21 protein-coding genes and 3 riboswitches are annotated in these 20,843 nt (G+C 41.5%); of the genes, 8 read left to right on the top strand and 13 right to left on the bottom strand.

The annotated features are described in order from the left end of the window. Positions 1 to 10: 10 nt before the first annotated feature. The 10 genes from DRED_RS14515 to DRED_RS14560 all read right to left on the bottom strand — a co-directional run bounded on the left by DRED_RS14515 (position 11) and on the right by DRED_RS14560 (position 9,682). Positions 11 to 445, bottom strand: coding sequence for a metal-dependent transcriptional regulator (locus tag DRED_RS14515; protein WP_011879022.1), 435 nt, complete (start codon positions 443 to 445; stop codon positions 11 to 13). Between the two features lie 437 nt (positions 446 to 882). Next, the gene (locus tag DRED_RS19405) at positions 883 to 1,788 is read right to left on the bottom strand and encodes a DUF2325 domain-containing protein (protein ID WP_011879023.1); all 906 of its coding nucleotides are present in this window, start codon (positions 1,786 to 1,788) and stop codon (positions 883 to 885) included. 280 nt (positions 1,789 to 2,068) lie between these two features. Beyond that, entirely contained in the window at positions 2,069 to 2,290 is a 222-nt protein-coding gene (locus DRED_RS14525) for a hypothetical protein (protein WP_041274654.1), read from the bottom strand. Positions 2,291 to 2,321: 31 nt separating this feature from the next. After that, a complete protein-coding gene (gene feoB / locus DRED_RS14530; protein WP_011879024.1) occupies positions 2,322 to 4,217 on the bottom strand; it encodes a ferrous iron transport protein B in 1,896 nt (631 codons plus the stop codon). Between the two features lie 14 nt (positions 4,218 to 4,231). Continuing rightward, positions 4,232 to 4,459 carry a FeoA family protein gene (locus DRED_RS14535; RefSeq protein ID WP_011879025.1) on the bottom strand — a complete coding sequence of 76 codons (228 nt, stop codon included), beginning with the start codon at positions 4,457 to 4,459 and terminating at the stop codon, positions 4,232 to 4,234. Between the two features lie 23 nt (positions 4,460 to 4,482). Beyond that, complete coding sequence (locus DRED_RS14540; protein ID WP_041274655.1) at positions 4,483 to 4,704, bottom strand: FeoA family protein; 222 nt, start codon at positions 4,702 to 4,704, stop codon at positions 4,483 to 4,485. Positions 4,705 to 4,722: 18 nt separating this feature from the next. Next, positions 4,723 to 5,682, bottom strand: coding sequence for a methyl-accepting chemotaxis protein (locus DRED_RS14545; RefSeq protein ID WP_011879027.1), 960 nt, complete (start codon positions 5,680 to 5,682; stop codon positions 4,723 to 4,725). 247 nt (positions 5,683 to 5,929) lie between these two features. Then, a complete protein-coding gene (locus tag DRED_RS14550; RefSeq protein ID WP_011879028.1) occupies positions 5,930 to 7,093 on the bottom strand; it encodes an HD-GYP domain-containing protein in 1,164 nt (387 codons plus the stop codon). A gap of 435 nt (positions 7,094 to 7,528) precedes the next feature. After that, complete coding sequence (cobT, locus tag DRED_RS14555; RefSeq protein ID WP_011879029.1) at positions 7,529 to 8,584, bottom strand: nicotinate-nucleotide--dimethylbenzimidazole phosphoribosyltransferase; 1,056 nt, start codon at positions 8,582 to 8,584, stop codon at positions 7,529 to 7,531. 248 nt (positions 8,585 to 8,832) lie between these two features. Further along, a riboswitch (cobalamin riboswitch) is annotated at positions 8,833 to 9,016 on the bottom strand. A gap of 45 nt (positions 9,017 to 9,061) precedes the next feature. Continuing rightward, entirely contained in the window at positions 9,062 to 9,682 is a 621-nt protein-coding gene (locus DRED_RS14560; RefSeq protein WP_011879030.1) for a YigZ family protein, read from the bottom strand. A 113-nt stretch (positions 9,683 to 9,795) separates the two neighbouring features. Next, a riboswitch (cobalamin riboswitch) is annotated at positions 9,796 to 9,977 on the top strand. 103 nt (positions 9,978 to 10,080) lie between these two features. On the opposite strand from DRED_RS14560, the gene DRED_RS14565 reads away from it, so the two are divergent. From DRED_RS14565 to cobI, 6 genes are read left to right on the top strand one after another with little or no spacing between them, the layout of a single operon-like run. Further along, positions 10,081 to 10,905, top strand: coding sequence for a sirohydrochlorin cobaltochelatase (locus DRED_RS14565; RefSeq protein WP_011879031.1), 825 nt, complete (start codon positions 10,081 to 10,083; stop codon positions 10,903 to 10,905). Between the two features lie 46 nt (positions 10,906 to 10,951). Then, entirely contained in the window at positions 10,952 to 11,704 is a 753-nt protein-coding gene (locus DRED_RS14570; protein ID WP_011879032.1) for an energy-coupling factor ABC transporter permease, read from the top strand. Then, positions 11,688 to 12,014, top strand: coding sequence for an energy-coupling factor ABC transporter substrate-binding protein (locus DRED_RS14575; protein ID WP_011879033.1), 327 nt, complete (start codon positions 11,688 to 11,690; stop codon positions 12,012 to 12,014). The genes DRED_RS14570 and DRED_RS14575 overlap by 17 nt, the downstream gene beginning before the upstream one ends. Beyond that, complete coding sequence (gene cbiQ, locus DRED_RS14580; protein ID WP_041274656.1) at positions 11,974 to 12,780, top strand: cobalt ECF transporter T component CbiQ; 807 nt, start codon at positions 11,974 to 11,976, stop codon at positions 12,778 to 12,780. The genes DRED_RS14575 and cbiQ overlap by 41 nt, the downstream gene beginning before the upstream one ends. Next, entirely contained in the window at positions 12,780 to 13,637 is an 858-nt protein-coding gene (locus tag DRED_RS14585) for an energy-coupling factor ABC transporter ATP-binding protein (RefSeq protein WP_011879035.1), read from the top strand. The genes cbiQ and DRED_RS14585 overlap by 1 nt, the downstream gene beginning before the upstream one ends. Before the next feature lie 10 nt (positions 13,638 to 13,647). Continuing rightward, positions 13,648 to 14,358, top strand: a complete 711-nt coding sequence (gene cobI / locus DRED_RS14590; protein ID WP_011879036.1) for a precorrin-2 C(20)-methyltransferase — start codon at positions 13,648 to 13,650, stop codon at positions 14,356 to 14,358. A 36-nt stretch (positions 14,359 to 14,394) separates the two neighbouring features. Here the strand turns inward: cobI and DRED_RS14595 are convergent, their stop codons facing one another. Together DRED_RS14595 and DRED_RS14600 are read right to left on the bottom strand one after the other, a co-directional pair. Continuing rightward, positions 14,395 to 14,892: a GerMN domain-containing protein gene (locus tag DRED_RS14595; protein WP_011879037.1), complete on the bottom strand. Its 498-nt coding sequence runs from the start codon at positions 14,890 to 14,892 to the stop codon at positions 14,395 to 14,397. Positions 14,893 to 15,076: 184 nt separating this feature from the next. After that, positions 15,077 to 16,435, bottom strand: coding sequence for a methyl-accepting chemotaxis protein (locus DRED_RS14600; protein ID WP_011879038.1), 1,359 nt, complete (start codon positions 16,433 to 16,435; stop codon positions 15,077 to 15,079). Between the two features lie 274 nt (positions 16,436 to 16,709). Here DRED_RS14600 and DRED_RS14605 point away from each other — a divergent pair, with 274 nt between their 5' ends. Then, positions 16,710 to 18,110, top strand: a complete 1,401-nt coding sequence (locus tag DRED_RS14605) for an S-layer homology domain-containing protein (protein ID WP_011879039.1) — start codon at positions 16,710 to 16,712, stop codon at positions 18,108 to 18,110. A gap of 333 nt (positions 18,111 to 18,443) precedes the next feature. Here the strand turns inward: DRED_RS14605 and DRED_RS14610 are convergent, their stop codons facing one another. Continuing rightward, complete coding sequence (locus tag DRED_RS14610) at positions 18,444 to 19,073, bottom strand: C40 family peptidase (RefSeq protein WP_041274982.1); 630 nt, start codon at positions 19,071 to 19,073, stop codon at positions 18,444 to 18,446. Positions 19,074 to 19,096: 23 nt separating this feature from the next. Next, a riboswitch (cyclic di-AMP (ydaO/yuaA leader) is annotated at positions 19,097 to 19,227 on the bottom strand. A gap of 176 nt (positions 19,228 to 19,403) precedes the next feature. Here DRED_RS14610 and DRED_RS14615 point away from each other — a divergent pair. After that, complete coding sequence (locus DRED_RS14615) at positions 19,404 to 20,810, top strand: Zn-binding domain-containing protein (protein ID WP_011879041.1); 1,407 nt, start codon at positions 19,404 to 19,406, stop codon at positions 20,808 to 20,810. The last annotated feature ends 33 nt before the right edge of the window (positions 20,811 to 20,843 follow it).

A 20,843-nucleotide genomic window follows, 5' to 3' on the forward strand; every position in this document is an offset into this window, starting at 1 on the left:
AGGCCGGGTTTTATACCCGGTTCTCTCCTTTATCCTCTTCATTGCAACAAAAACCTTTGTACTTATCCAACCAAAGAGGGTATTTTTCACTGAAGTTAACAAAATTAATAATGGCTTTAAGGGTAGGCATAGACAAATAATGCTCCATTGCTTCAGCCTCTGCTGCCACATCACATTTTGAACCAATTAGCTTTAAAAACTCCCGGATAATTCGATTTCTTTCCACTAGAAAGTGACCTAATTTTTTTCCTTCTTCCGTTAGGATGATATCTTTATACCGTCGGTACATAATATGATTGCTCTCATCTAATTTTTGCAGAGCTCTGGTTACCGAGGGCAGGCTTACATTTAAACAAGCAGCAATATCGGTTACCCTTACGGTTTCCCCACTCTGACTAATACGATAAATCTCTTCCAAATAATCTTCCAAACTGGGAGATAGCATCAATAACACCCCCTCTAAATTAGAATATAGGGGACCGTAAGTTTTATGACCTTTCTTTTTGTTAACAGTATGTTGAAGAAAGATTCATTAGCTAATTTCACCCACAAAGGCGGGATCATCTATGCAAACTTATCTTTTGGCTGTCTTTATCTCGTCAGTAATCTTTTTTCTAAACCTGTCCGTAAAAAAATACTTTAAATCCTCCTTTGATAGGCAAACCAAGATAAATAAAAGTATAAACTCTACCAGGAAACCTTAGAAAAGCTTAACTGACCCTAGACAGCAAAGAACCTTGACTTCCGCCACTTCTTTTCCGAAAGCCTTAGTTTGCCCTTGTGCAGATCGAAAAGTTTTATACTTTTTGATCTGCTAAAATAAAGCCCTAGCGTTAACTTTAACAGTTGACACTAGGACTTAGGTTAGAAACTGTTGCTTCTTCATCGAATGACCTGAGCAATACCTGAGACGCTGGACGAAGTTAGCATTTTAAAGGGCTTACCATATTTCTTGCATAACTTCTTTACACTTACGCAAGCATTATGACTGTTGCAGTCCACCGGGCAAAGTACCAAATCACACCTCCTTATTTTACTGTCTAAAACCTTTTCTCCCCCTTTCATGTAACCATCTAAATACTCAAATTCATTGCCAGTATCTTCGATCAAACTTCTATACCTAGCCTCAATTTTGGTTATACCCCCAACCATCAAGATTCTCTTGGTACGGGAGTTATTGTTACAGCAAACCTTAGGACAGGACTCTGTGTCGTTTTCTTTAGGACAAGAGGAACAATAATATTGCTGGTGTAAGTCCCTTATCTTGCTCTGTAGTTCATCAATTCGAACTAAAAAGGATAAATTCTCATCTTCTAAATCAGAATTTCTTTTTTCATATTGCCTTAAATCCTGTTCAACATCTTCTAAGATATGTAATAACTCTTCCTTTTCATGTTGAAGTTTTTTTGCTTTTTGCTCAAAATCGGTGCTAGCAGTTTTAACAGTTGTTAGTTCCTGGGCCAATTGTTTATTCCTTTGCTGTTCTCGTTGGTATTGTTGTTTAACTATTATTAGTTCCCTTTGCTCTTTTATTAGTTTATAAAGAAGGTATTCAATGATTAGTTCTAATTTATTATCCAGATATTTAGCAGAATCATTATATTGTTTTTCATGGTAATGATTATCATTATCAATAGTTTCGCAATAATTAAAAACTGGTTCCTTTCTTTCCTGACTATGTTGGTGATAACAACAATCTAATAAAGTCTTCTGGTTCCTTTCTTGCCAATTAAAAAGCTTACTACTATTTAACTCAGGCTGGATTAGGCTTAAATTTTGAAAAGACATGTCTTCAACTCCTTGCATTTTTATAACTTGTACTCATTATATTGATAACGATTATCGTTGTCAATGACATTTTGTTTTTATGCTTATTCTATAATGAAAAATCATTAATACAATCCCTAGGCAAAACTTTGCTAAAGCCTGTTTAGGTGGCCACTATGCTGGTAAATACTTCTTTGTCAGTAGGCAGTGAGACTATAAATTTCTCGGTGTCTACAATAACAAAGATCTCCCAGCACAACCTGTTAGGCTTATGCTGGGAGTTTTTCCTTCTTTATTGATGTTAACCCTTTTTAACATCATCGACATGTTGATTTACTATTTCTTTATCATGGCAACAATTGTCGCCGCATCCTCCACAACTACCACCACAACCGCAACTTTCTGAGCCACAACAACTGCCGTTTTTTATGTTTATTGCTTCGCGATAAAACCCTTTGATAGTCAGATAGCCAATTCCCGAAGCTAATATACCTGTAAAAACCAAGCCTGTAATGCTATTCATTGTACACCCCCCAATGCAACAGTTTTGGATACTAACCGCCGAATCCTAGCAACAGCCCACCTTGATAGATCACAAGGGAAATGAGCCATGCCAGCACAAAGGGATACGCCGCTGCAAATAAAGTCCATTTCCAGGAACCAAGTTCCTTTTTGATTGTACCAAGAACAGCCATACAAGGAGTATAAAGCAGAATAAATACCATGAAAGCGTAGGCAGAAAGGCTAGTAAAGATTGTACCGATACTACCCTGTAATTGTGTGGCCGCATCCACAGCTTCCTCTGCCACTTCAGCAACTCCATAAAGTACTCCCAGAGTAGAAACCACTACTTCCTTAGCCAAAATACCTGTTATTACAGCAACTCCACTCTGCCAAGAAGCAAAACCATGGAAGGTAAAGAGAGGTGCAATCACTCCACCGATGGAAGCTAATAAACTGTCTTCAATTTCTACCATACCGGAGAAATTAAAGTTACTTAAGAACCAGATCACTACAGACATACTGAATATGATAGTACCTGCTTTAACCAGAAATCCTTTTCCCTTCTCCCATGTCTGTAATAAAACCGTTTTCATAGTAGGTATACGATAGGGAGGCAACTCCATCAAGAAGGGTTCAGCCTCTCCTTTAAGAAGTGTGACCTTAAAGATAACCCCCATCATAATGGCAACTACAATACCAAGAAGATAAAGGGAAAGAACAACCTTACTTTCACTTCCCGGGAAAAATAAGGCAGCGAATAACGCATATACGGGAAGTCTGGCACCACAAGACATAAAGGGTGCAATAAGAATGGCAACCCTGCGATCCCTTTCGGAATCAAGGGCCCTAGCACCCATGATAGCGGGTACAGAACAACCAAAACCAACTAGCATGGGCAGAAAGGCCTTGCCAGACAAGCCTATTTTACGCATGGCCCGATCCATAATAAAGGCAACTCTGGCCATGTAACCTGTTCCATCAAGAAAACTGATAAGGAAAAATAAAGTGAAAATTAACGGAACAAAGACCAGCACTCCACCAACACCGCCAATGATACCATCAATAACCAGAGACTGCAGCCAGTCAGCTGCTCCTGCTGCCACCAACTTCCCTTCAACCCAACCAGTTAGCGTTCCACCAACAAATGCATCTAACATATCGGCTATGGGTTGACCAAACCAAGTAAATGTTAATTCAAACATCATATACATAATGGCGATAAAAATAGGGATTCCCAGCACTCGGTTAGTAAGAATGTTATCTAATTTTTCATTCCAAGAAACAACACCTTCATTTTTAACTATCGCCCCTGACAAAACCTTATTGATAAAATCGTAGCGGGCTTCGATGATTTCTTCTTCAATTAAATCATCTTCTTTGCCGGATTTTTTAATCTTCTCTATATGCGCTAAATGTTCGGCCAACAATTGGCTTTCCTTCACCTTTGGAGGTGTCACTACAGCAGGTTCTAATAAATCAATAAGTTGACGTAAACCATTTTTACTGGTAGCCACCGAAGAAATAACTGATACACCCAGATGCTTACTAAGCACGGCCAAGTTGATATTGTATCCTTTAGCCTTGGCATCATCCATCATGTTTAAGTTAACAACTATCGGGATAGCCAGTTCCAATAACTGAACAGTTAAATATAAATTTCGCTCTATATTGGAAGCATCCACCACATTGACCACCATGTCTGGCTTTTCTCCTACCAGGTAGTCTTTAACAATTCTTTCTTCCAGGGAATAAGCACTCAGGCTGTATGTGCCTGGCAAGTCAATAATATTAATTTGTTTATTGCCTTTAGTTATTTGTCCTACTTTTTTGTCTACGGTAACCCCCGGCCAGTTGCCAATATGCTGCCTTGCTCCGGTCAGAGCATTAAATATTGTGGACTTACCAGTATTGGGATTACCAGTTAAGGCTACATTAATAGCTAACATCCCTAAATCCCTCCTTATCCTAGAGTAACGACAATCTGTTCTGCCTCTGTTTTACGAAAAGACAAATTATAAGATTTAACCAATACTTCAATGGGATCGCCCAAGGGTGCAACTTTAACAACCTTTAGCTTCGCCCCTTTCATAATTCCCATGGCCATAAAACGACCTCTAGCCTGGCCAGTAACTTTTACACTTTCCACTACCGCTGATTGGCCAGGTTTTATATCCTTTAACGTTAGCACTTCTAGCCCCCCTTTTACTATTATTATCTAACCATGATATCTTGGGCCATCTCTTGACCTAGCATCATCTTGCTACCACGTATGGTCACGACAAGGGGACCTTTACAGCAACATTTACAAACCTCCACCGGGCTACCAGGCGTAAAACCCATTTCCTCCAGGTGGCGTTTTCGTTTAGGGCAACCTACAATATCCTGGATATAGGCAATTCTTCCTTCTCTCATGCAAGATAAAGGCTTATGCATCAAAAATACCCCCTAAAATCAGCTAATGTATCTTTTTAACTTTCCCTGGCAAGCTGTTATTTGATTTTCAAAACTCTGTATGCTCTGGGCTTGGGCTTGGATAATATCTGTGTTTTGTTCAGTTATACGGGAACACTTTTCTATTACCTCCCTTATTTCCTGGGCCATATATTGTACCCCACTCATTCCCAAATCCAGCGCTTCGGCGCTGCTACCAGCTGTTTCTACTGCTGTTACACTATTACCCACTTGTTCAACAATAACGCCACAATTTTTATTAGCCTCATTAATTAGTTGCATGCCTACCTGAAAGCCCTTTGCTCCATCTGCCATGCTAGTTATGACTATAGAGGTATTATGCCGAACCTGTTTTAAGGTAGAAGAGACAAAATCAACTGTCTCTTTGCTTTTAACTGCCAGCTTACCTACTTCTTGGGCTACTACCGAGAAACCTCGACCAGCCTCCCCGGCCCTAGCCGCTTCTATGGAAGCATTGAGGGACAATAACTTGGTTTGATTAGCGATATTTGTGATAGCCTCCAACATTTCGCTTAAGTTTTTAATATCCTCCTGTAATCGAGATGTAATCTCTATGGACTCCATGACCCGTTGATTACTTACTTCCATTTCTTCCTGAGCTGTATGTAGGCTGGCAGATCCTTTTTCTGCAAGTTGTTTGGCTGTATTCAAAGACGAACTGGTTTCATTCATTTGCTTCATCACTTCTAATACATGCTTGCTTAATTCATCAACCATCCCCTGACTGCACTGAGCACTTTCTGTGGCTTCCGAGACCATCCCATAAATTTCTTGGGCGGAACTAATAAGATGATGGTTTTTTTTCGTTAACTCTTCTATAGTCATCCCTAGCTCAAGAATTTCCTGTAAAAGAGAATATTTGTCCCCTGCTTGGGATAATGGTTCTATTTTTTTATCATTTTCTCTTCCCCATTTAAAGGGCATTGTAAAAAATGTCATGTTATCCCCCCTTTTAGTTCAATAATAATATTCATTATCATTTACTAATTAAAAAAATTTTTTTAGCAATATTATATTTTTTCTTAGAAATACTTTCCAAAAACCTATTACACATTATATGATATTGATAATCATTATCGTTGTCAAGTGCTATTATTAGGTCCTTTTTCATTTTTCCTTTCTACAGCCAGTAAAAGTAAACAATCTTCTTCCCAGGCAGCAAAATTCCATGTATTATCGAAAAAACTTAAGCCAGTAAGACTACTTCTTTTCTCATCAGATTTGTAAAAACCTTTACCATATATGAATCAAATTGACCACCAGCATGATTTTGCAATTCCTGTAGAGCTAGCTCCGGGGGCATCCCTTTTCTATAAGAACGATCTGAGATCATGGCATCCCAGGCATCGGCCACTGAAACAATTCTGGCTTCAAAGGGTATTTCTTCGCCCCTTAGTCCCTTCGGATAACCGTTACCATCGTAGCGTTCGTGATGATAATGAATCATGCCGCTGATGCTTTGCAAAAAATCCACCGGCTGTAAAATTTTTACCCCAATATCCGGATGGGTTTTAATCTTTTCATATTCCTCGAGATCCAGTTTACCTTCTTTGTTTAAAATAACTTCTGGTATGCCAATTTTGCCAATATCATGTAATAATGCTCCATATTCGATGTTCTGAATTTCTGCTTCACTAAGTTTAAGGCCCCTGGCCAGGGCTACTGCCGTTCGAGCAACATTTTTGGAGTGGTTACGGGTATAGGGATCCTTAGCATCGATGGCTGTAACTAGGGCAGCAATGGTTTTTAGGTATACTTCCTTTCTTCCATTCTCCAGCTTCAAGCGGGTGTTATGAAGTATTAAGGCCGCTTGACTGGCAAAAATAGAAATGGTAGCAATATCTTGTTTTGAATAGCTGGCCCGGTGATCTTCTATTCCTGCATGCCGATGCATCAGTACAAGCATCCCTTCAGTTCTTCCACCAACTATTAAGGGAACAGCTATAAAAGCTCGTAAAGCAGGTTCTACCTTTAGCAGTTCCTGAAACATGAGAGTTTTACTATCTATAGAAATAACTTCTTTGCCCGTTTTGAATCTTCGCATAAACTTGGTCTTATCAAGAACTCTTTGCAGTTGTTGAGCGGTCAGCTCACCCCTCACCAGCATAATTTGTGCTTTGTTAGCAAATTGATCAGTCAACAAAATACCACCGGCTTCGCTGTGGGTAATTTCAATGGCTAAATCTAAAATAGCTGCCAATGTGCTGTCCATATCTGTATTTTGGATTAGAGTTATGAGGACTTCGTTGATAAACTCTAATTCGATTAATCTCTCTTGCAAGTGAACTATATCTTGATAGGATTTAGATTTAGAAGTTCCCGAAGAACGGTATTCATCTGAGAGTTTCATCTATTATCCGTACCTCTTTTACGTCCATTATTTTTCTAGACACGCAACAATATTTAAATGATAATGATTCTCCTTTTCATTAAGCCATTTTTTTTATTATATGTCAAGACAAGTTAAGTTATTTAAGAAGATTTTTCCACTAAAAATTAAAATATACTTTATAATTATTTGCCAAATAATGACCCAACTAAAACCCTTGAATATGCTGGAGATCATTCAACTATTTTTTCTAGTAAAGGGATGGCCCTAAAACTTATTCTTTTTATTATGTATATTAGAAAAACTAGGCTTCCACCAAGTCTTTGACACCTGAGGAAGCCTAGTTTGCCCTTGAGCATATCCAAAATCTTTTTCAAGTATCAGTAGCGGCAAGGTAGTCTGATAGCTAAAAAACAAACCCTGGTTCTCCGTATGGGGTTCCAGGGTTTGTTTTGATTATCCTTTACTAACTCCCGCTTCCGCAAAGGTAGCCATTTCGTTAATAATACGTACCGCAGACTCAATAATGGGATAAGCCAAGGCTGCACCGGTCCCTTCGCCCAGTCTCATTTCCATCTGCAGCATAGGCTTTAAACCTAACTTTTCCAGCATAATGCGATGACCCGGTTCTACTGAACCATGGGAGGCAAACATATACTCACGGCTAAGTGGTGCCAGGGATTGGGCCACCAGGGCTGCCGCACCGGAAATAAACCCATCCAGCACTACGGGAATACCCTCTGCGGCGCAACCTAAAATAATTCCCGCCATGCCACCGATTTCTAAACCACCCACTTTGGACAACACATCCAGACCATCATTGGCATCGGGACGATTTACCTCTAGCCCCCGCTTAATCACAGCTATCTTATGCTGTAGACGCTGGTTATCAATACCTGTGCCACGACCAGTAATTTCCTCTACCGGCATTCCGGTAAAAGCAGCTAAAATAGCGGCACTGGGAGTGGTGTTACCAATGCCCATCTCACCAATAGCAACTAGGGCAGGACGTTCTTTAACCTGCTGCTGTAGTAGGGAGATACCAGCCTCAATGGATTTAACAGCCTCTTCCCTGCTCATGGCAGGGCCTACAGCAAAATTATCTGTTCCAGATTTTACTCGGCAGGAAACAAGACCTGTTTTTTCCAAAGGTGGTCCGGCTACCCCAATATCAGCCACCACAACCTTGGCTCCGGCCTGCCGGGCCAATACATTGATACCGGCACCACCCTGCAGGAAATTGAATATCATTTGAGGAGTTACTTCCTGGGGAAAGGCACTGACTCCTTCGGCTACTACCCCGTGATCTCCGGCTAAAACCAGAGAAACCTTCTCCCGGGGTAGTTGTGGGAGTGGTACCCGCTGAATGCCAGCTAACCGCCAGGCAATATCCTCTAATATTCCCAGGCTACCCGGCGGTTTGGTCAGGCTGTCCAACCTCTGTTTGGCCTGTTCTACACAGGTTTGGTCCGGAGCTTGAATCTTAGATAAAGTTTCAGCTAATAAAGTCATTTTTCTCATACCTCCTATATTATAATTATGCTAAGGCCGTTGTTATCCTCAGTAAAGCGAGCAGGGATAACAAACTGCTCTTCTGAAACAATTCTTTAAATCAAGGGGGGTCAAAGAAACTTAGCTTAGCTTACGACAGCCTGAGTTGCCCTTGTGCAGGTCTAAAACTTTTATACTTTCTGTTATGCTAAAATACAAAAAAGTTCCCAGCCTAAATAGGCCGAGAACTTTTCCATCATTCTCAGAATTCATATCTTTCGTAACAGGCAGGTCTCCTGACTTGCGGGTCAATGCCTGATACCCGCCTTCCCAACCTTCGGTCAGTGACAAAATGGGTATCTGGCTCACCGCTTACAGTGGCGGGACCGTTCGGGATTTGCACCCGATTCCCTATTCTCCCCTCACAGGGGCACCTGTAAAAAATTTATACTCTTATTTTGTATTGTACCGTTTTTCCATATATCTGGCAATATCTTCTTATACATACTCTTGTTCCATATGATTAATTAGCGCTTTCCCTGCCGAATTCTCAATAATTTTTGCCACCAGTCTCTCTACCTCCTGCAAGGGTACTCGAACCACAATAACAGCTTTATCCGTAACGGATACCTCCAAAATCTTAGCTTCGGATTGTTCAATAACTCTCTTTATCAGGCCAAACAGCGGTAATTCAAATTGCACTCTTAAACATTGGCACAAAACTCTGGTTACCACTCCAGCCTCGGCAATACCCTGAACTGCAGACTGACTATAGGCCCTTACTAAGCCTCCGGCACCCAGTAAAATACCTCCATAATAACGGGTAACCACCACTACTGTGTTATAGAGTTCTTCTCCTTTAATCACATTGAGCACTGGCCTACCGGCGGTTCCGCTGGGCTCCCCGTCATCACTGCATTTCTCAATCTGGTCAGATATGCGATAAGCATACACATTATGGGTGGCCTCTCTGTGAATCTTATTAATATTACCTATGAATTCAACTGCTGCTGCTTCATTTTGAACTTGTTTCACCTGGGCAATAAATCTGGATTTTTTAATGTTAATTTCAACACTAATTTCTTGATTAACAGTCTTATAGCTTAACAATACCAACACTTCTTTCCTTAATATGTTTAGGTATATGAATATAGTAAATGATTTTTTACTATCAACCTTAAATGGATTTTTATGGACAATCTGGAATAAATATGTTATTATTACGCAAGAATTAAATACCTACAATGTTTGGTACCCCTGCGGGGGTTTAAAAGGGAATCGGGTGTAAATCCCGAGCGGTCCGGCCACTGTAACAGGCTAGTTTGTTTCAAGTTTACGCCACTGGTTATTCCGGGAAGGTAGCACCAAATGCTAATGCCTGAGTCAGGAGACCTGCCAAACAAAAAACTGACCCTCCCGCGGAGAGGCAAGCAGTTAAACCGGGGTTTCCTGGTCTTTTGCCCTGCCTTAACACTTGCTGTTTAAGGTTTTTTATTTTGTAAAGGTGGTTTTTTGTAATGGAGAAAAAAGCTATTCTTTTAGTGACTTTTGGAACCAGTGTAAATCAAGCGACTGCTGCATTTAAAAAGTTTGAAGATAAAGTTAGAGCAGCTTTCCCCGGCATAGAGCTACGCTGGGCCTATACAGCCAAAAGTATTCGTGGTGTATTAGCTAAAAAAGGTACCGTGATAGACAGCCCAATTACTGCTTTAGCCAAGCTGCAGGATGAAGGCTATACCCGGGTGGCCGTACAGTCTGTACATATATTACCGGGGCAAGAGTATTATGATCTTGTGAATGTAGTAGATAATATGTCCCACTTACAGGGTTCCTCTGGAAAGCACTTTCAAACTAAAATTGGTAAATTTGGCTTTCATCAATTAACCCTGGGAACACCACTACTTTATCATCAGGCAGATTACCAAGAAGTTGTAAAGTGTTTGAGAGACATAGTTCCTGGAGACCCACAACATGCCCTGGTACTGGCGGGGCATGGCAGCGGTCATCATACCTTTAGTGCCTACGGTTGCCTAAACGATATGCTGCGCCAAAACTATCAAAATGTTTTCCTTGGTACCATCGAGGGCTATCCTTCATTAGATGATGTAAAAGCTGACCTTGCTAGGAAGGATTATAAACAGGTAACCCTAATTCCCTTTATGAACATTGCCGGGGATCATGCTATTAATGATTTAGCCGGGGATGAGCCAGATTCCTGGCAAAATGAACTGGCTCAAAACTATCAGGTAATAACCATTCTAAAGGGTCTCTTGGAATATGATAACATTGCAGAAATCTATATCTGTCATATACGGCAGGCCTATAATAAACTTGATAGCTAGTTGGTTATATGAAAAAGTTTATTTTAAAAAGGGGGTCTCAAATAAAATGAAATATTGGGGTACTGCTCTTTTGGGAGCTTTCTGTGTATTTTTCTTTACTCCCAATACCGCCTATGCCATGCATATCGCCGAAGGTTTTTTACCTGCGGGCTGGTGCCTATTCTGGTTGGCTCTATCGGTTCCCTTTGTATTCTGGGGGATACGATCCATTCATATCTCTCTGCGAGGTAACCCCCATTTAAAAATGCTGCTGGGTCTGGCAGGTGCCTTTGTATTTGTTCTTTCGGCTTTAAAAATCCCTTCGGTCACTGGTAGTTGTTCTCACCCCACCGGGGTAGGACTGGGTGCTATTTTATTTGGCCCTGCTGTTATGAGTGTTCTGGGCTGTATTGTTCTGCTATTTCAGGCTTTATTACTGGCCCACGGCGGCATAACGACCCTTGGTGCCAATGTTTTTTCGATGGGTGTTATGGGTCCCCTAGTCTCCTACGGAGTTTACCAACTACTTAAGAAACGTAATACAAAGGTTGCTGTTTTCCTGGCCGCTTCTCTGGGAAATATGACTACCTACATGGTTACCTCCCTCCAATTAGCCATGGCTTTCCCTGACAAGACGGGTAATCTCCTGGTTTCTTTCTTTAAATTCATGAGCATTTTTGCCATTACCCAAATTCCGTTGGCCATAACAGAGGGTCTATTAACTGTATTTGTTTTTAACCTTCTGAATAACTACAGGGAAGAACTTTATCCTGGGTTACCCAAAGAAGAAAGGAGCGGTCCCTATGATTTCGTCAACTAGGAAACTGTTCTCGGAAAACCGATTGTTAAACTACGTACTTTTGGGAACTGTGCTCATTCTATTAATCGTACCACTTTTGTTCCTACCTAATGCTCCCTTTGAAGGCGCAGATGGTCAAATTGAAAAGGTGATTACACAGGTAGATCAGAACTACCAACCCTGGTTTGAACCTCTTTGGGAACCTCCCAGTACAGAAGTTGAAAGCTTTCTTTTTGCTCTTCAGGCAGCAATCGGTGCCGGAATGGTGGGTTATATCATAGGCTTCTGGCATGGAAAAAGAAAGGCGGCAAAAAAACAAGGTGTTTCTTGATCGATTTTCTTATACTAGTCCTTTAGGGCAAGTCCATCCGATGGAGAAATCTTTCTTTGCCATTGCCTCAATGGTCATTTGTATGTTTGCCAATTCAATCATTGTATCCATTCTGGTAATGGTTCTAATGGCAGGGGGCACCATTTTTCTTGGTAAAGTGCCCTTACGTTTTTATTTAAGGCTTCATTTACTCCCTGTTACATTCCTTTCCCTGGGAACCTTAAGTGTTGCCGTAACAACGATAACCTCAACGGATGCCGTCATATGTTACTGGAACTTACTGGGCTACCCGCTGGGCATAACCTCTGAAAACCTGCATGCCTCCCTTGTTACCTTTAGTAAATCCTTGGGAGCTGTTTCCTGTTTGTTCTTTTTAGTTCTTACAACTTCTATGCTAGACATCATAGATCTGTTACGAAGGATAAGGACTCCGGAATTGTTTCTGGAACTGATGCTTTTAGTCTATCGTTTTTTATTTGTACTCTGGGACAGCGGACAAAAAACTTACCATGCCCAGTCCGCAAGGTTAGGCTATTCCTCCGGCAAAAAAGGTTTAATCTCCATGGGTATGTTGGTCAGTGGCCTCCTTCTTCACTCTTTCCGACGCTCCAGGGAACTGGCCTTGTCCTTGGATGCAAGGGGGTATAACGGCTCCTTAAAAGTTTTAGGCAAGGATTATACTTATTCCAAAAGAAATATCGCCATCATTTGCTTTATTGAACTATTTATAATATTAGTAGCATACAAAGGCAGGAGTATTTTATAATGTCAGACATTATTCTAGAAACCCACAACCTCCATTGTCAGTACCCGGACGGAACAGTCGCCCTGCAGGGTATATCCATTGCTATTAAGAAGGACAAAAAAATTGCCCTTTTAGGTACTAATGGGGCAGGAAAATCCACCTTACTCCTTCATTTAATTGCTCTTTTAAAACCAACCTGTGGAAACATTCTCTTCAAGGGAAAAGAATTGCAATATAACCGCTCTTCCTTAGCCACTTTGCGTAGCCAGGTTGGTCTTGTTTTCCAGGACCCTGACAGTCAATTATTTGCACCCAGCGTACGTCAGGAAGTGTCCTTTGGTCCAATAAATTTGGGTCTATCAGAAAAACAAGTAGCGGAACGAGTATTTAGGTCCCTTGAACTGAGTGGAATCCCTCATTTGGCTGATAAACCAGTGCATTTCCTAAGCTATGGCCAGAAGAAGTTGGTATCCATTGCCAGCGTTCTGGCCATGAACCCAGAGTTACTCATCCTGGATGAACCAACTGCTTCACTGGACCCGCAAAACGCAATGGAAATTATGAATCTGTTAAATACACTCAACCAGAAAGGCATGACGGTTCTTCTGGTAACCCATAATGTAGAAGAAGCCTATGGCTGGGCGGACGAAATCATTCTAATGAACAATGGACTCATCACCGGTCAAGGAACCCCAGAAAACATATTGTCCCAGGATGAATTATTAGCAGGCAACCATCTTACCAAACCACTAATTTTAGATATTTTTAATTCCTTACAGTTGGCAGGGCATCTACCGGAAAACCTGCCTGTTCCCCGTACTAGGGAGGCTTTAATGGCTCTAATCCAGAATAATACTCCTGTAAAAAGGATAATATAGGGAGGCTATCATGAAAGGAATATTCTATGGCATTGGCATAGGTCCCGGCGACCCGGAGTTGATTACATTAAAGGCTGTTCATATCTTAAAACAGGTGGATGTGGTTATTGCCCCTCGCACCAATTCACGAGCTGATAGTACAGCCCTCAATATTGCACGTCCACATATAAAAGGGGATACTGAAATCCTTGAATTAATCTTTCCTATGGTGGACGATGAGAGGGAATTAAACGAGGCCTGGGAAAATAATAAATTAACCATCCTGGACCTTTTGCAAACAGGTAAACAGGTGGCCTTTTTGACTCTGGGCGATCCTATGCTTTATAGTACATATATCTATATTTTAAGGCTACTGGCAAAACACCCAGTGGATATACAGACAATTCCCGGCATAACCTCTTTTGCAGCTTCGGCCAGTCGGGTTGGCTTTCCCTTAGCCGAAGGTAATGAGATACTAACCATTGTTCCTGCAACCTGCCAAGCAGAAAAGTTAAGTATGGCTTTAGCCCTATCCGATAATGTGGTTTTAATGAAGGTTTCTAGAAATACCGCTAAACTAATCGATGAAATGTCTACTCATCATCTGTTGGACCATGCTGTGATGGTTAGTAAGTGCGGTCATAAGGATGAATCCATTCTTTTTGATTTAAGAAGCCCAGAACTAAAACCAACCTACTTGTCCACCATACTGGCGAAAAAACACTCCACCGGCATAAAATAAATATTTACAGCCCCTGACAATTCAGGGGCTGCCGTTTTATTTCTGAATAATGCTTTCATTCCTTTCCAGGGGTTGATCATAGATGGCATGGCCTGTTTCCAGAGGCTTTCCTTCGACCAATAGCCTTACTTTTTTGTACTGGGGAAGTTCCGTTAAGGTGTTGACTAGGGCATTTATCGCCAGGGTCTCCCCTGTGGTTCCCTGTAGATTTGCAAAGTCTTTGTTAAAATTGAGAGTGAGGGTATCACCCTGGGTTTTATAGTCAATCAATTTGGTGCCATTGGGCAGTATCGGAGCATACTTGCCAGGGTTGTTCAGCTCATTCACCAAAGAAACAACCATATCACTGGATTTACTAATTTCTCGCTCCACCGGTAACAGAGCATCGGCCTGTTCATTGGCAAAATACAAAGTAGCCTTAACAGTTTCCTTTGCCGCGGCTTTAGGTTGCTGTTCCTTGGTATTCACGTTGCCATTACACCCTGTAAAGAGAAATGATAGGATGATAATGAATAACAATGCATATTTTTTCATGTTTTTGCCTCCTACATTGTAGTTTGCAAATCAGTCAAAGTTTATCACAACAGCATTAAAATTACCAGAAAAAAGAACTAAAAATATTATCTGCCTAATATAAATTGGTTTATTATAAAATAGAAGCCCGCTATCCTTTTATTAATATGACGGTGGGAGCCTGCGTTTTGTTACTATAATTTAATTATAGTTTAAAACGTTCTGCTATGTCCTCTAAATCCACAGCCATCTTACTCAGGGTATCCGCAGAAGCTGTAACCTCTTCCATTGTTGCAGTCTGTTCCTCTGTGTTGGATGCCACATTCTGTATACCTGCGGACATCTGTTCCGTGGCAGCAGCTAAATCTTGTAGTTGTTGACTTAGTTTTTGGATAGTAGTAATGATATTATTAAAATTGGTACCAACTTCAATGACTATAACATTTCCTGCCTCCACTTCCTGGGCGCTGGCAGCCATGGTTTGCACAGCGTTTTGAGCCTCTTCCTGAATCGTCTCAATTAAGGTTTTAATTTCCTTAGCAGCACTGCCAGAGCGTTCTGCCAATTTTCGGACTTCCTCAGCCACAACAGCAAACCCCTTGCCCTGCTCGCCGGCCCTGGCAGCTTCAATGGCTGCATTTAATGCAAGTAGATTGGTCTGATCGGCAATCTGGGTAATAAGCTCTACGATTTGGGATATTTCCCCGGATCTGGTACTTAGGCGCTCAATGCTTTGCCCTACCACCCCGGTGGACGTACCAATGTTTTTCATCTGGGAGGTAACCTGGTTAATGCCAGTTGTACCTGCCTCGGCATGTTTAGCAGCATCCTCGGATGCCGATGCCACAATCTGAGTGTTCTCTGTTACTTGTTCCACAGTGGAAGATAGCTCTATCATCGTTGAAGCGGCTTCATTGGCACTGGCCGTAATTTGCTGAGAGCTAGAGGAAAGTTGTTCTGCCGCTGAGGCAACATGTTCAGCCTTTTCCCTGAGCTGCCCGGCAATATCCTTTAAACTCTCTACCATTTCATTGAAGGCTGTGGCCAACAGGCTAATCTCATCACCTGTGTTAATTTTTATTTCATTAACAGACAAATCCCCACTGGCAACCCTGCCGGCTACTTCTTCCATCTCTTTGATGGGTTTAGCAATGGCCCGGGTCACAAACCACCCCACGGAACCTGCTATTAGTACCGAAGCAAACATGGTTAAACCAAAGAGCCTTTGAACATCGGAGATGTCGTAGTTATTCAGGGCTGCAATGAGTCTCATCTGATACAGGCCAAAGATCCCCATGGCTAGGAAGATTGCAATTAAGATCGCAAATCCTCCCATAATTTTTACTCCTACTGATATTTTTACCCTATGAGAGGAGCAGTAAAAGTTACAATTCCGGCAAGTTCCTATTTTTTGAGCCATCGTCCCTTGTAGTTCCCCCCTGCAAAGGGTTCCTGGCACTTTCCAGCACTCCCCACCCCTCTTTTCAGTAAAGGCGGGACATTTGCTTTTTCTTTCCTCAGGGCAGTCTAGTTGCTCCCAACAGGCCCTTTCAAACTTTGCCATACTACACCACCTAAATCACAGTAAATTTTGGTTCTTTTGATAAATTAATTATATTAAGGAGAATCTCCTAGTCAATCAAAATAATAGTTAAACTAGAAAAGTAATAAATTTGTAATATTTTTAAGTATTAGAAATAACCCATGACTAAAGTTCTTGGCAAATACCCTATGATTATTAAATGAAAAAACGTAATAGAGAATAAAGAGATACCCACTATTGGAGGCGCCCCAAGAGATGGGTCACAAGCTATAAGGTTCTTTGAAAGGAGAATATCATGAAAAAAATTACCAAATTTACAGCCACTCTACTTTCTGTATGTATGTTCTCAACAGTACTGGCGGGTGCCGCCTGGGCTGACCCCTGGAAAAAGAATAAACAAATGCCACCGGGCTTGCAAAAGCAGCTTATAAAATACACCTATTCTGCCAATTTTAAAGATGTAAAAAATCACTGGGCCAAAAGCGAAATTGAAGAACTACAATTGAAAGGCATTATGAAAGGGTATCAGGATCAGACCTTTAAACCCCAACAAGCTGTTTCCAAAAATGAAGCCCTTGCCATCATCATGCGGGTAGTGGATCACAAAGAGACCAATACAGATAAGGCTGACTTAATTAAAAAAATATTCCCTGGTTGGATGGGTATGGCACCACAGCAGGCCTATGATGCAGGTATCCTAGCAGATTGGGAATTATATAAATGGAATGGCAATAAACCTGCTACCAGAATTGAAGTTGCCATGTGGTTATGCCGGGCTTCCGGTGAGGAAAATGTCTCCCTGAAAGATATGCTCTCCTTTGCCAAAGACACTAACCAACTAAGTAAAGATGAATTAATTTACGCTGCAGCTATGTATAACAAAGGTATTATGAAGGGGACACCGGACGGTTACTTAAATCCCTTGAAACCTATTTCCAGAGGCGAATTTGCGGTTATGATTAGCCGTTTCATCGACACTGTTGACTTGGATGATATTACCGATGGTGAAGAAGAAAACCAAGACTATATTGAAACCTTGGCCCCTGTCCATAACGCTAAAATTGATTTAGAAACAAAGGAATTCACAATCAACTTTGAGGAAAACATGGCCCTTGCTGAAGATAAAGATCTCAGTGACCTGCCAGATGCAATTAACATTTATAAATACGATGGTGGAAGATGGGTTACAGCAAACCTTGAATATGCCGTAGTATTTACCGAAGATGAAGATAAGCTGACGGTAAAGCTGGACAACAGTGAAGAGCTTGCTAACAACACCAAATACTGCATAACCTTCAACAATGATATTCTGGTAGAAGCTGACGCAAAGGATAAAGAAAAGGCTGCCTTTGCAGGAATTAAAAAGGGAGAATGGTGCTTTACTACCAAGTCGGCTGAACTGGCCATTGATGAAGTTGAAGCCACCGATGACACCACTGTGGTCATTGAATTTAACCAGGATATCCAAAGGGGTGACCACTTCTCTAGCAACGGCACTGACATCCATGTAATGGCTGGGGATACTGAGTTGGATATTGACGCAGCCAGTATACGTAACAATACGTTAACAATTACTCTGGACGGTGACGACAGCCTGGAGGATGACGAAGAATATACTGTGTGGTTAGAAGAAGATGTTGTGGCAGGCTTCGAAATTGATGAAGACGATGCCATCGAGTTCACTTACGAAGACTAAGCATGAGGCACCCTCTGGGGTGCCTTCTATTTTTGTTGATAAACCTCTTCTACTAGGGATTTCATTATCTCGGTTAGCTCTAGATAATGAAATCCTTTTACCACTTTTTCAACAATCTTAGACACTCTCTGGAGTGACTTTTATTGCAAGGAATTTGGAGTCACTTCCAAGACGGACGTGCCAACCAACCCAAAACAAGGACGTTTCGCTGCAGGCGACCATATTTCATCCGGTGTAAGCCATATTTGTTTATCTGTACGGAGATCGGAGTGAGCGGTGTTAATAGAATGGTTTTAATGTAAAAGCTCTGGATCTTGATCCAGAGCTTTATTTCTATAGGATTCTGCTGGCGCCACGAAACTTAGTATTCCAATAACTATCAGACATGGAATCAATTCGAATGCCACGGGAGGTAGAAGCATGAATAAATTGGTTATTACCCACGTAAATGCCAGAATGGTTAATTCCGGCACCTCCAGTATTAAAGAATACCAAATCACCGGGATTCAATTCCGATCTTTTTACAACTGAACCAGCATTATATTGACCTGCAGCAGTATGCACTAAGTCAATACCAAAGTTTTTGTAGACATAACGCACATATCCAGAACAATCAAAACCAGAGGGACTTTCTCCTCCGGAACGGTATCCCACCCCAATATATTGCTTAGCATAATCTAAGACAGCAACTGCTCGATCCACCACACCTCTTGAACTATCAGGCGAATCCGTGCGGGGTCTGACCGACTGATTCGCTACTTGATCTGGAACATTTAATATTTGACCAATTTTTAAACTATCACTATTTAAGTTATTCAGTTGTTTAAGACTATCAACAGAGGTTCCACAACGATTGGCAATTGACCATAAAGAATCGCCTTTTTGTACAGTTAACTGTGCTGCATCGGCAGAACCAACCCAAACCACTGTAGCTAAGCAAACAGTGGTGGTCAATACTGCCATCTTCTTAAGCAAAGACAACAAACATTTCCCCACTTTCTACGCCTACGGAGTTAGCTGACGGGTTCGGACAGAAAGTTAGCCCGCTACACACTGGTAGTTCACCCCATAATAACTGGTTCCCCCGCTTTCAATAGAAATTAGGCGTTTTTTAATATAATGTAAAATTCGTCAAAAGTTTCTATTTCCCTGCCATATTTGTTAACATTTTTGTCATATTAAGAAATCAGGCCATAAGTCCTGCCGCCCTCTTCTTTTAATTACTTCTTTAAACTAGGAAAAAAGGACTTGACGTCGAAAGCTATATTTACCCTAGGTTCCTGGAGGAAAGAAATGCATCAATTACTTGATCAATCCAGTATTGTTTCTATAAAATATTTGCCTGCCCGACCACCTCTATATGATGATTTTCCAGTAGAGGTTCATCCTTATATTGTTGATGGCTTAAAAAAGTCCGGCATTCACCGAACTTATACCCCGGAAAGACGCAGACAACTGGAGGAACAGCTCTTTACAGGGCAATTGGCCGGTGTCATTTCAACTAATGCACTGGAACTGGGGATCGATATTGGCGATCTGGATGTTTGCGTCCTTTGCGGATTCCCCGGTTCCATTGCTTACACCTGGCAACAGTCCGGTCGTGTGGGACGTAGCAAGCAAAAATCCCTTGTGGTGTTGGTGGCCTCCGACGACCCTTTGGACAGGTATATGGTGCATCACTCGGAATTCTTTTTTTCACAACCCAGTGAGAAGGCCATTGTCAACCCCCATCGTTTACAATTTATGGTGGATCACCTGCCCTTGGCCGCCAGTGAACTACCCTTACGTAAGGAAGATCTTACCTTCTGGGATCAAGAATCCTATTATAATGCAGTACAGTTTCTTCGAACCACTGGCCGACTAAGGCAAGATCCCAACCTTCGGGTAAGGGCCTACCGTTCCATGGGGGAACCAACGAAGGTTGGCCTCCGTGGTGAGCAAAAACGTTTTTTACTAAAATTAACAGACGGTAGAATTATTGAACAAACCACCTATCAAGATGACTTGGGGAGTTATTACGAGGTCGTGGATAGTGCCGGACGTATTTACATCTATGATGACTACCAGGGTGGCGTTGGCTTGGCAGAGAGTTCCCTGGATGTCTTGAAAGATGTTCTACAGCGCTGTTTGGACATGGTGGCAGAATGTTCATGTTATATTGGATGTCCTTCATGCATTCACATTCCTCAATGCAAACAACATAATGAAGATCTGGACAAAGAAGGCTCTATCCTCCTTTTAGCTTCTTTGTTAAACCAATCTATTAAGAAGTTGCACCGACCCAAATTAGCCAAACAAACAGTACCTACCCCTGACGGTTCTGGCAATCTTAGAATACAGGCCCGGGAATATGAACGTCAGCAAAAAATACTACGTCAGCAGGCAGAGGCGATCCTGCCGGAATACCCTAGAGTACTGGCTCTTTTTAACGAAGAATCGATTCCAATAGAAGCCAAGGGTTTGATGGCCAAAGAAAAGTTATTACTGTCTTTGTTAATGGTCTTTCAAAAGCAGCATAACCAAGGGTCTGTTAGCCATGAACTAATTGGTCAAGCTGCTGATTTATTAAACATTGAGAGACAATTTTTTGCCCTAAGGTTGGAAGCATTAGTTAGCCGCAGCCTTGTCTACGGATCAAAGGAGCAGGGTTATACCCTTTCCTCTACTATCTTTCAATGGTTTGCGTCACATTTATTTTAACAACCACCTTTGATATTGGTTATACTGCCTTAT

It is taken from the genome of Desulforamulus reducens MI-1 (genome assembly GCF_000016165.1).
GTDB lineage: Bacteria > Bacillota > Desulfotomaculia > Desulfotomaculales > Desulfotomaculaceae > Desulfotomaculum > Desulfotomaculum reducens.

Bases quoted from the DNA above. Each gene is read 5' to 3' on its own strand.
- DRED_RS14515 (WP_011879022.1), bottom strand. From the start codon at position 445: ATGCTATCTCCCAGTTTGGAAGATTATTTGGAAGAGATTTATCGTATT.
- DRED_RS19405 (WP_011879023.1), bottom strand. From the start codon at position 1,788: ATGTCTTTTCAAAATTTAAGCCTAATCCAGCCTGAGTTAAATAGTAGT.
- DRED_RS14525 (WP_041274654.1), bottom strand. From the start codon at position 2,290: ATGAATAGCATTACAGGCTTGGTTTTTACAGGTATATTAGCTTCGGGA.
- feoB (WP_011879024.1), bottom strand. From the start codon at position 4,217: ATGTTAGCTATTAATGTAGCCTTAACTGGTAATCCCAATACTGGTAAG.
- DRED_RS14540 (WP_041274655.1), bottom strand. From the start codon at position 4,704: ATGCATAAGCCTTTATCTTGCATGAGAGAAGGAAGAATTGCCTATATC.
- DRED_RS14545 (WP_011879027.1), bottom strand. From the start codon at position 5,682: ATGACATTTTTTACAATGCCCTTTAAATGGGGAAGAGAAAATGATAAA.
- DRED_RS14550 (WP_011879028.1), bottom strand. From the start codon at position 7,093: ATGAAACTCTCAGATGAATACCGTTCTTCGGGAACTTCTAAATCTAAA.
- cobT (WP_011879029.1), bottom strand. From the start codon at position 8,584: ATGACTTTATTAGCTGAAACTTTATCTAAGATTCAAGCTCCGGACCAA.
- DRED_RS14565 (WP_011879031.1), top strand. From the start codon at position 10,081: ATGGAGAAAAAAGCTATTCTTTTAGTGACTTTTGGAACCAGTGTAAAT.
- DRED_RS14570 (WP_011879032.1), top strand. From the start codon at position 10,952: ATGAAATATTGGGGTACTGCTCTTTTGGGAGCTTTCTGTGTATTTTTC.
- DRED_RS14575 (WP_011879033.1), top strand. From the start codon at position 11,688: ATGATTTCGTCAACTAGGAAACTGTTCTCGGAAAACCGATTGTTAAAC.
- cbiQ (WP_041274656.1), top strand. From the start codon at position 11,974: ATGGAAAAAGAAAGGCGGCAAAAAAACAAGGTGTTTCTTGATCGATTT.
- DRED_RS14585 (WP_011879035.1), top strand. From the start codon at position 12,780: ATGTCAGACATTATTCTAGAAACCCACAACCTCCATTGTCAGTACCCG.
- cobI (WP_011879036.1), top strand. From the start codon at position 13,648: ATGAAAGGAATATTCTATGGCATTGGCATAGGTCCCGGCGACCCGGAG.
- DRED_RS14595 (WP_011879037.1), bottom strand. From the start codon at position 14,892: ATGAAAAAATATGCATTGTTATTCATTATCATCCTATCATTTCTCTTT.
- DRED_RS14600 (WP_011879038.1), bottom strand. From the start codon at position 16,435: ATGGCAAAGTTTGAAAGGGCCTGTTGGGAGCAACTAGACTGCCCTGAG.
- DRED_RS14605 (WP_011879039.1), top strand. From the start codon at position 16,710: ATGAAAAAAATTACCAAATTTACAGCCACTCTACTTTCTGTATGTATG.
- DRED_RS14610 (WP_041274982.1), bottom strand. From the start codon at position 19,073: ATGGCAGTATTGACCACCACTGTTTGCTTAGCTACAGTGGTTTGGGTT.
- DRED_RS14615 (WP_011879041.1), top strand. From the start codon at position 19,404: ATGCATCAATTACTTGATCAATCCAGTATTGTTTCTATAAAATATTTG.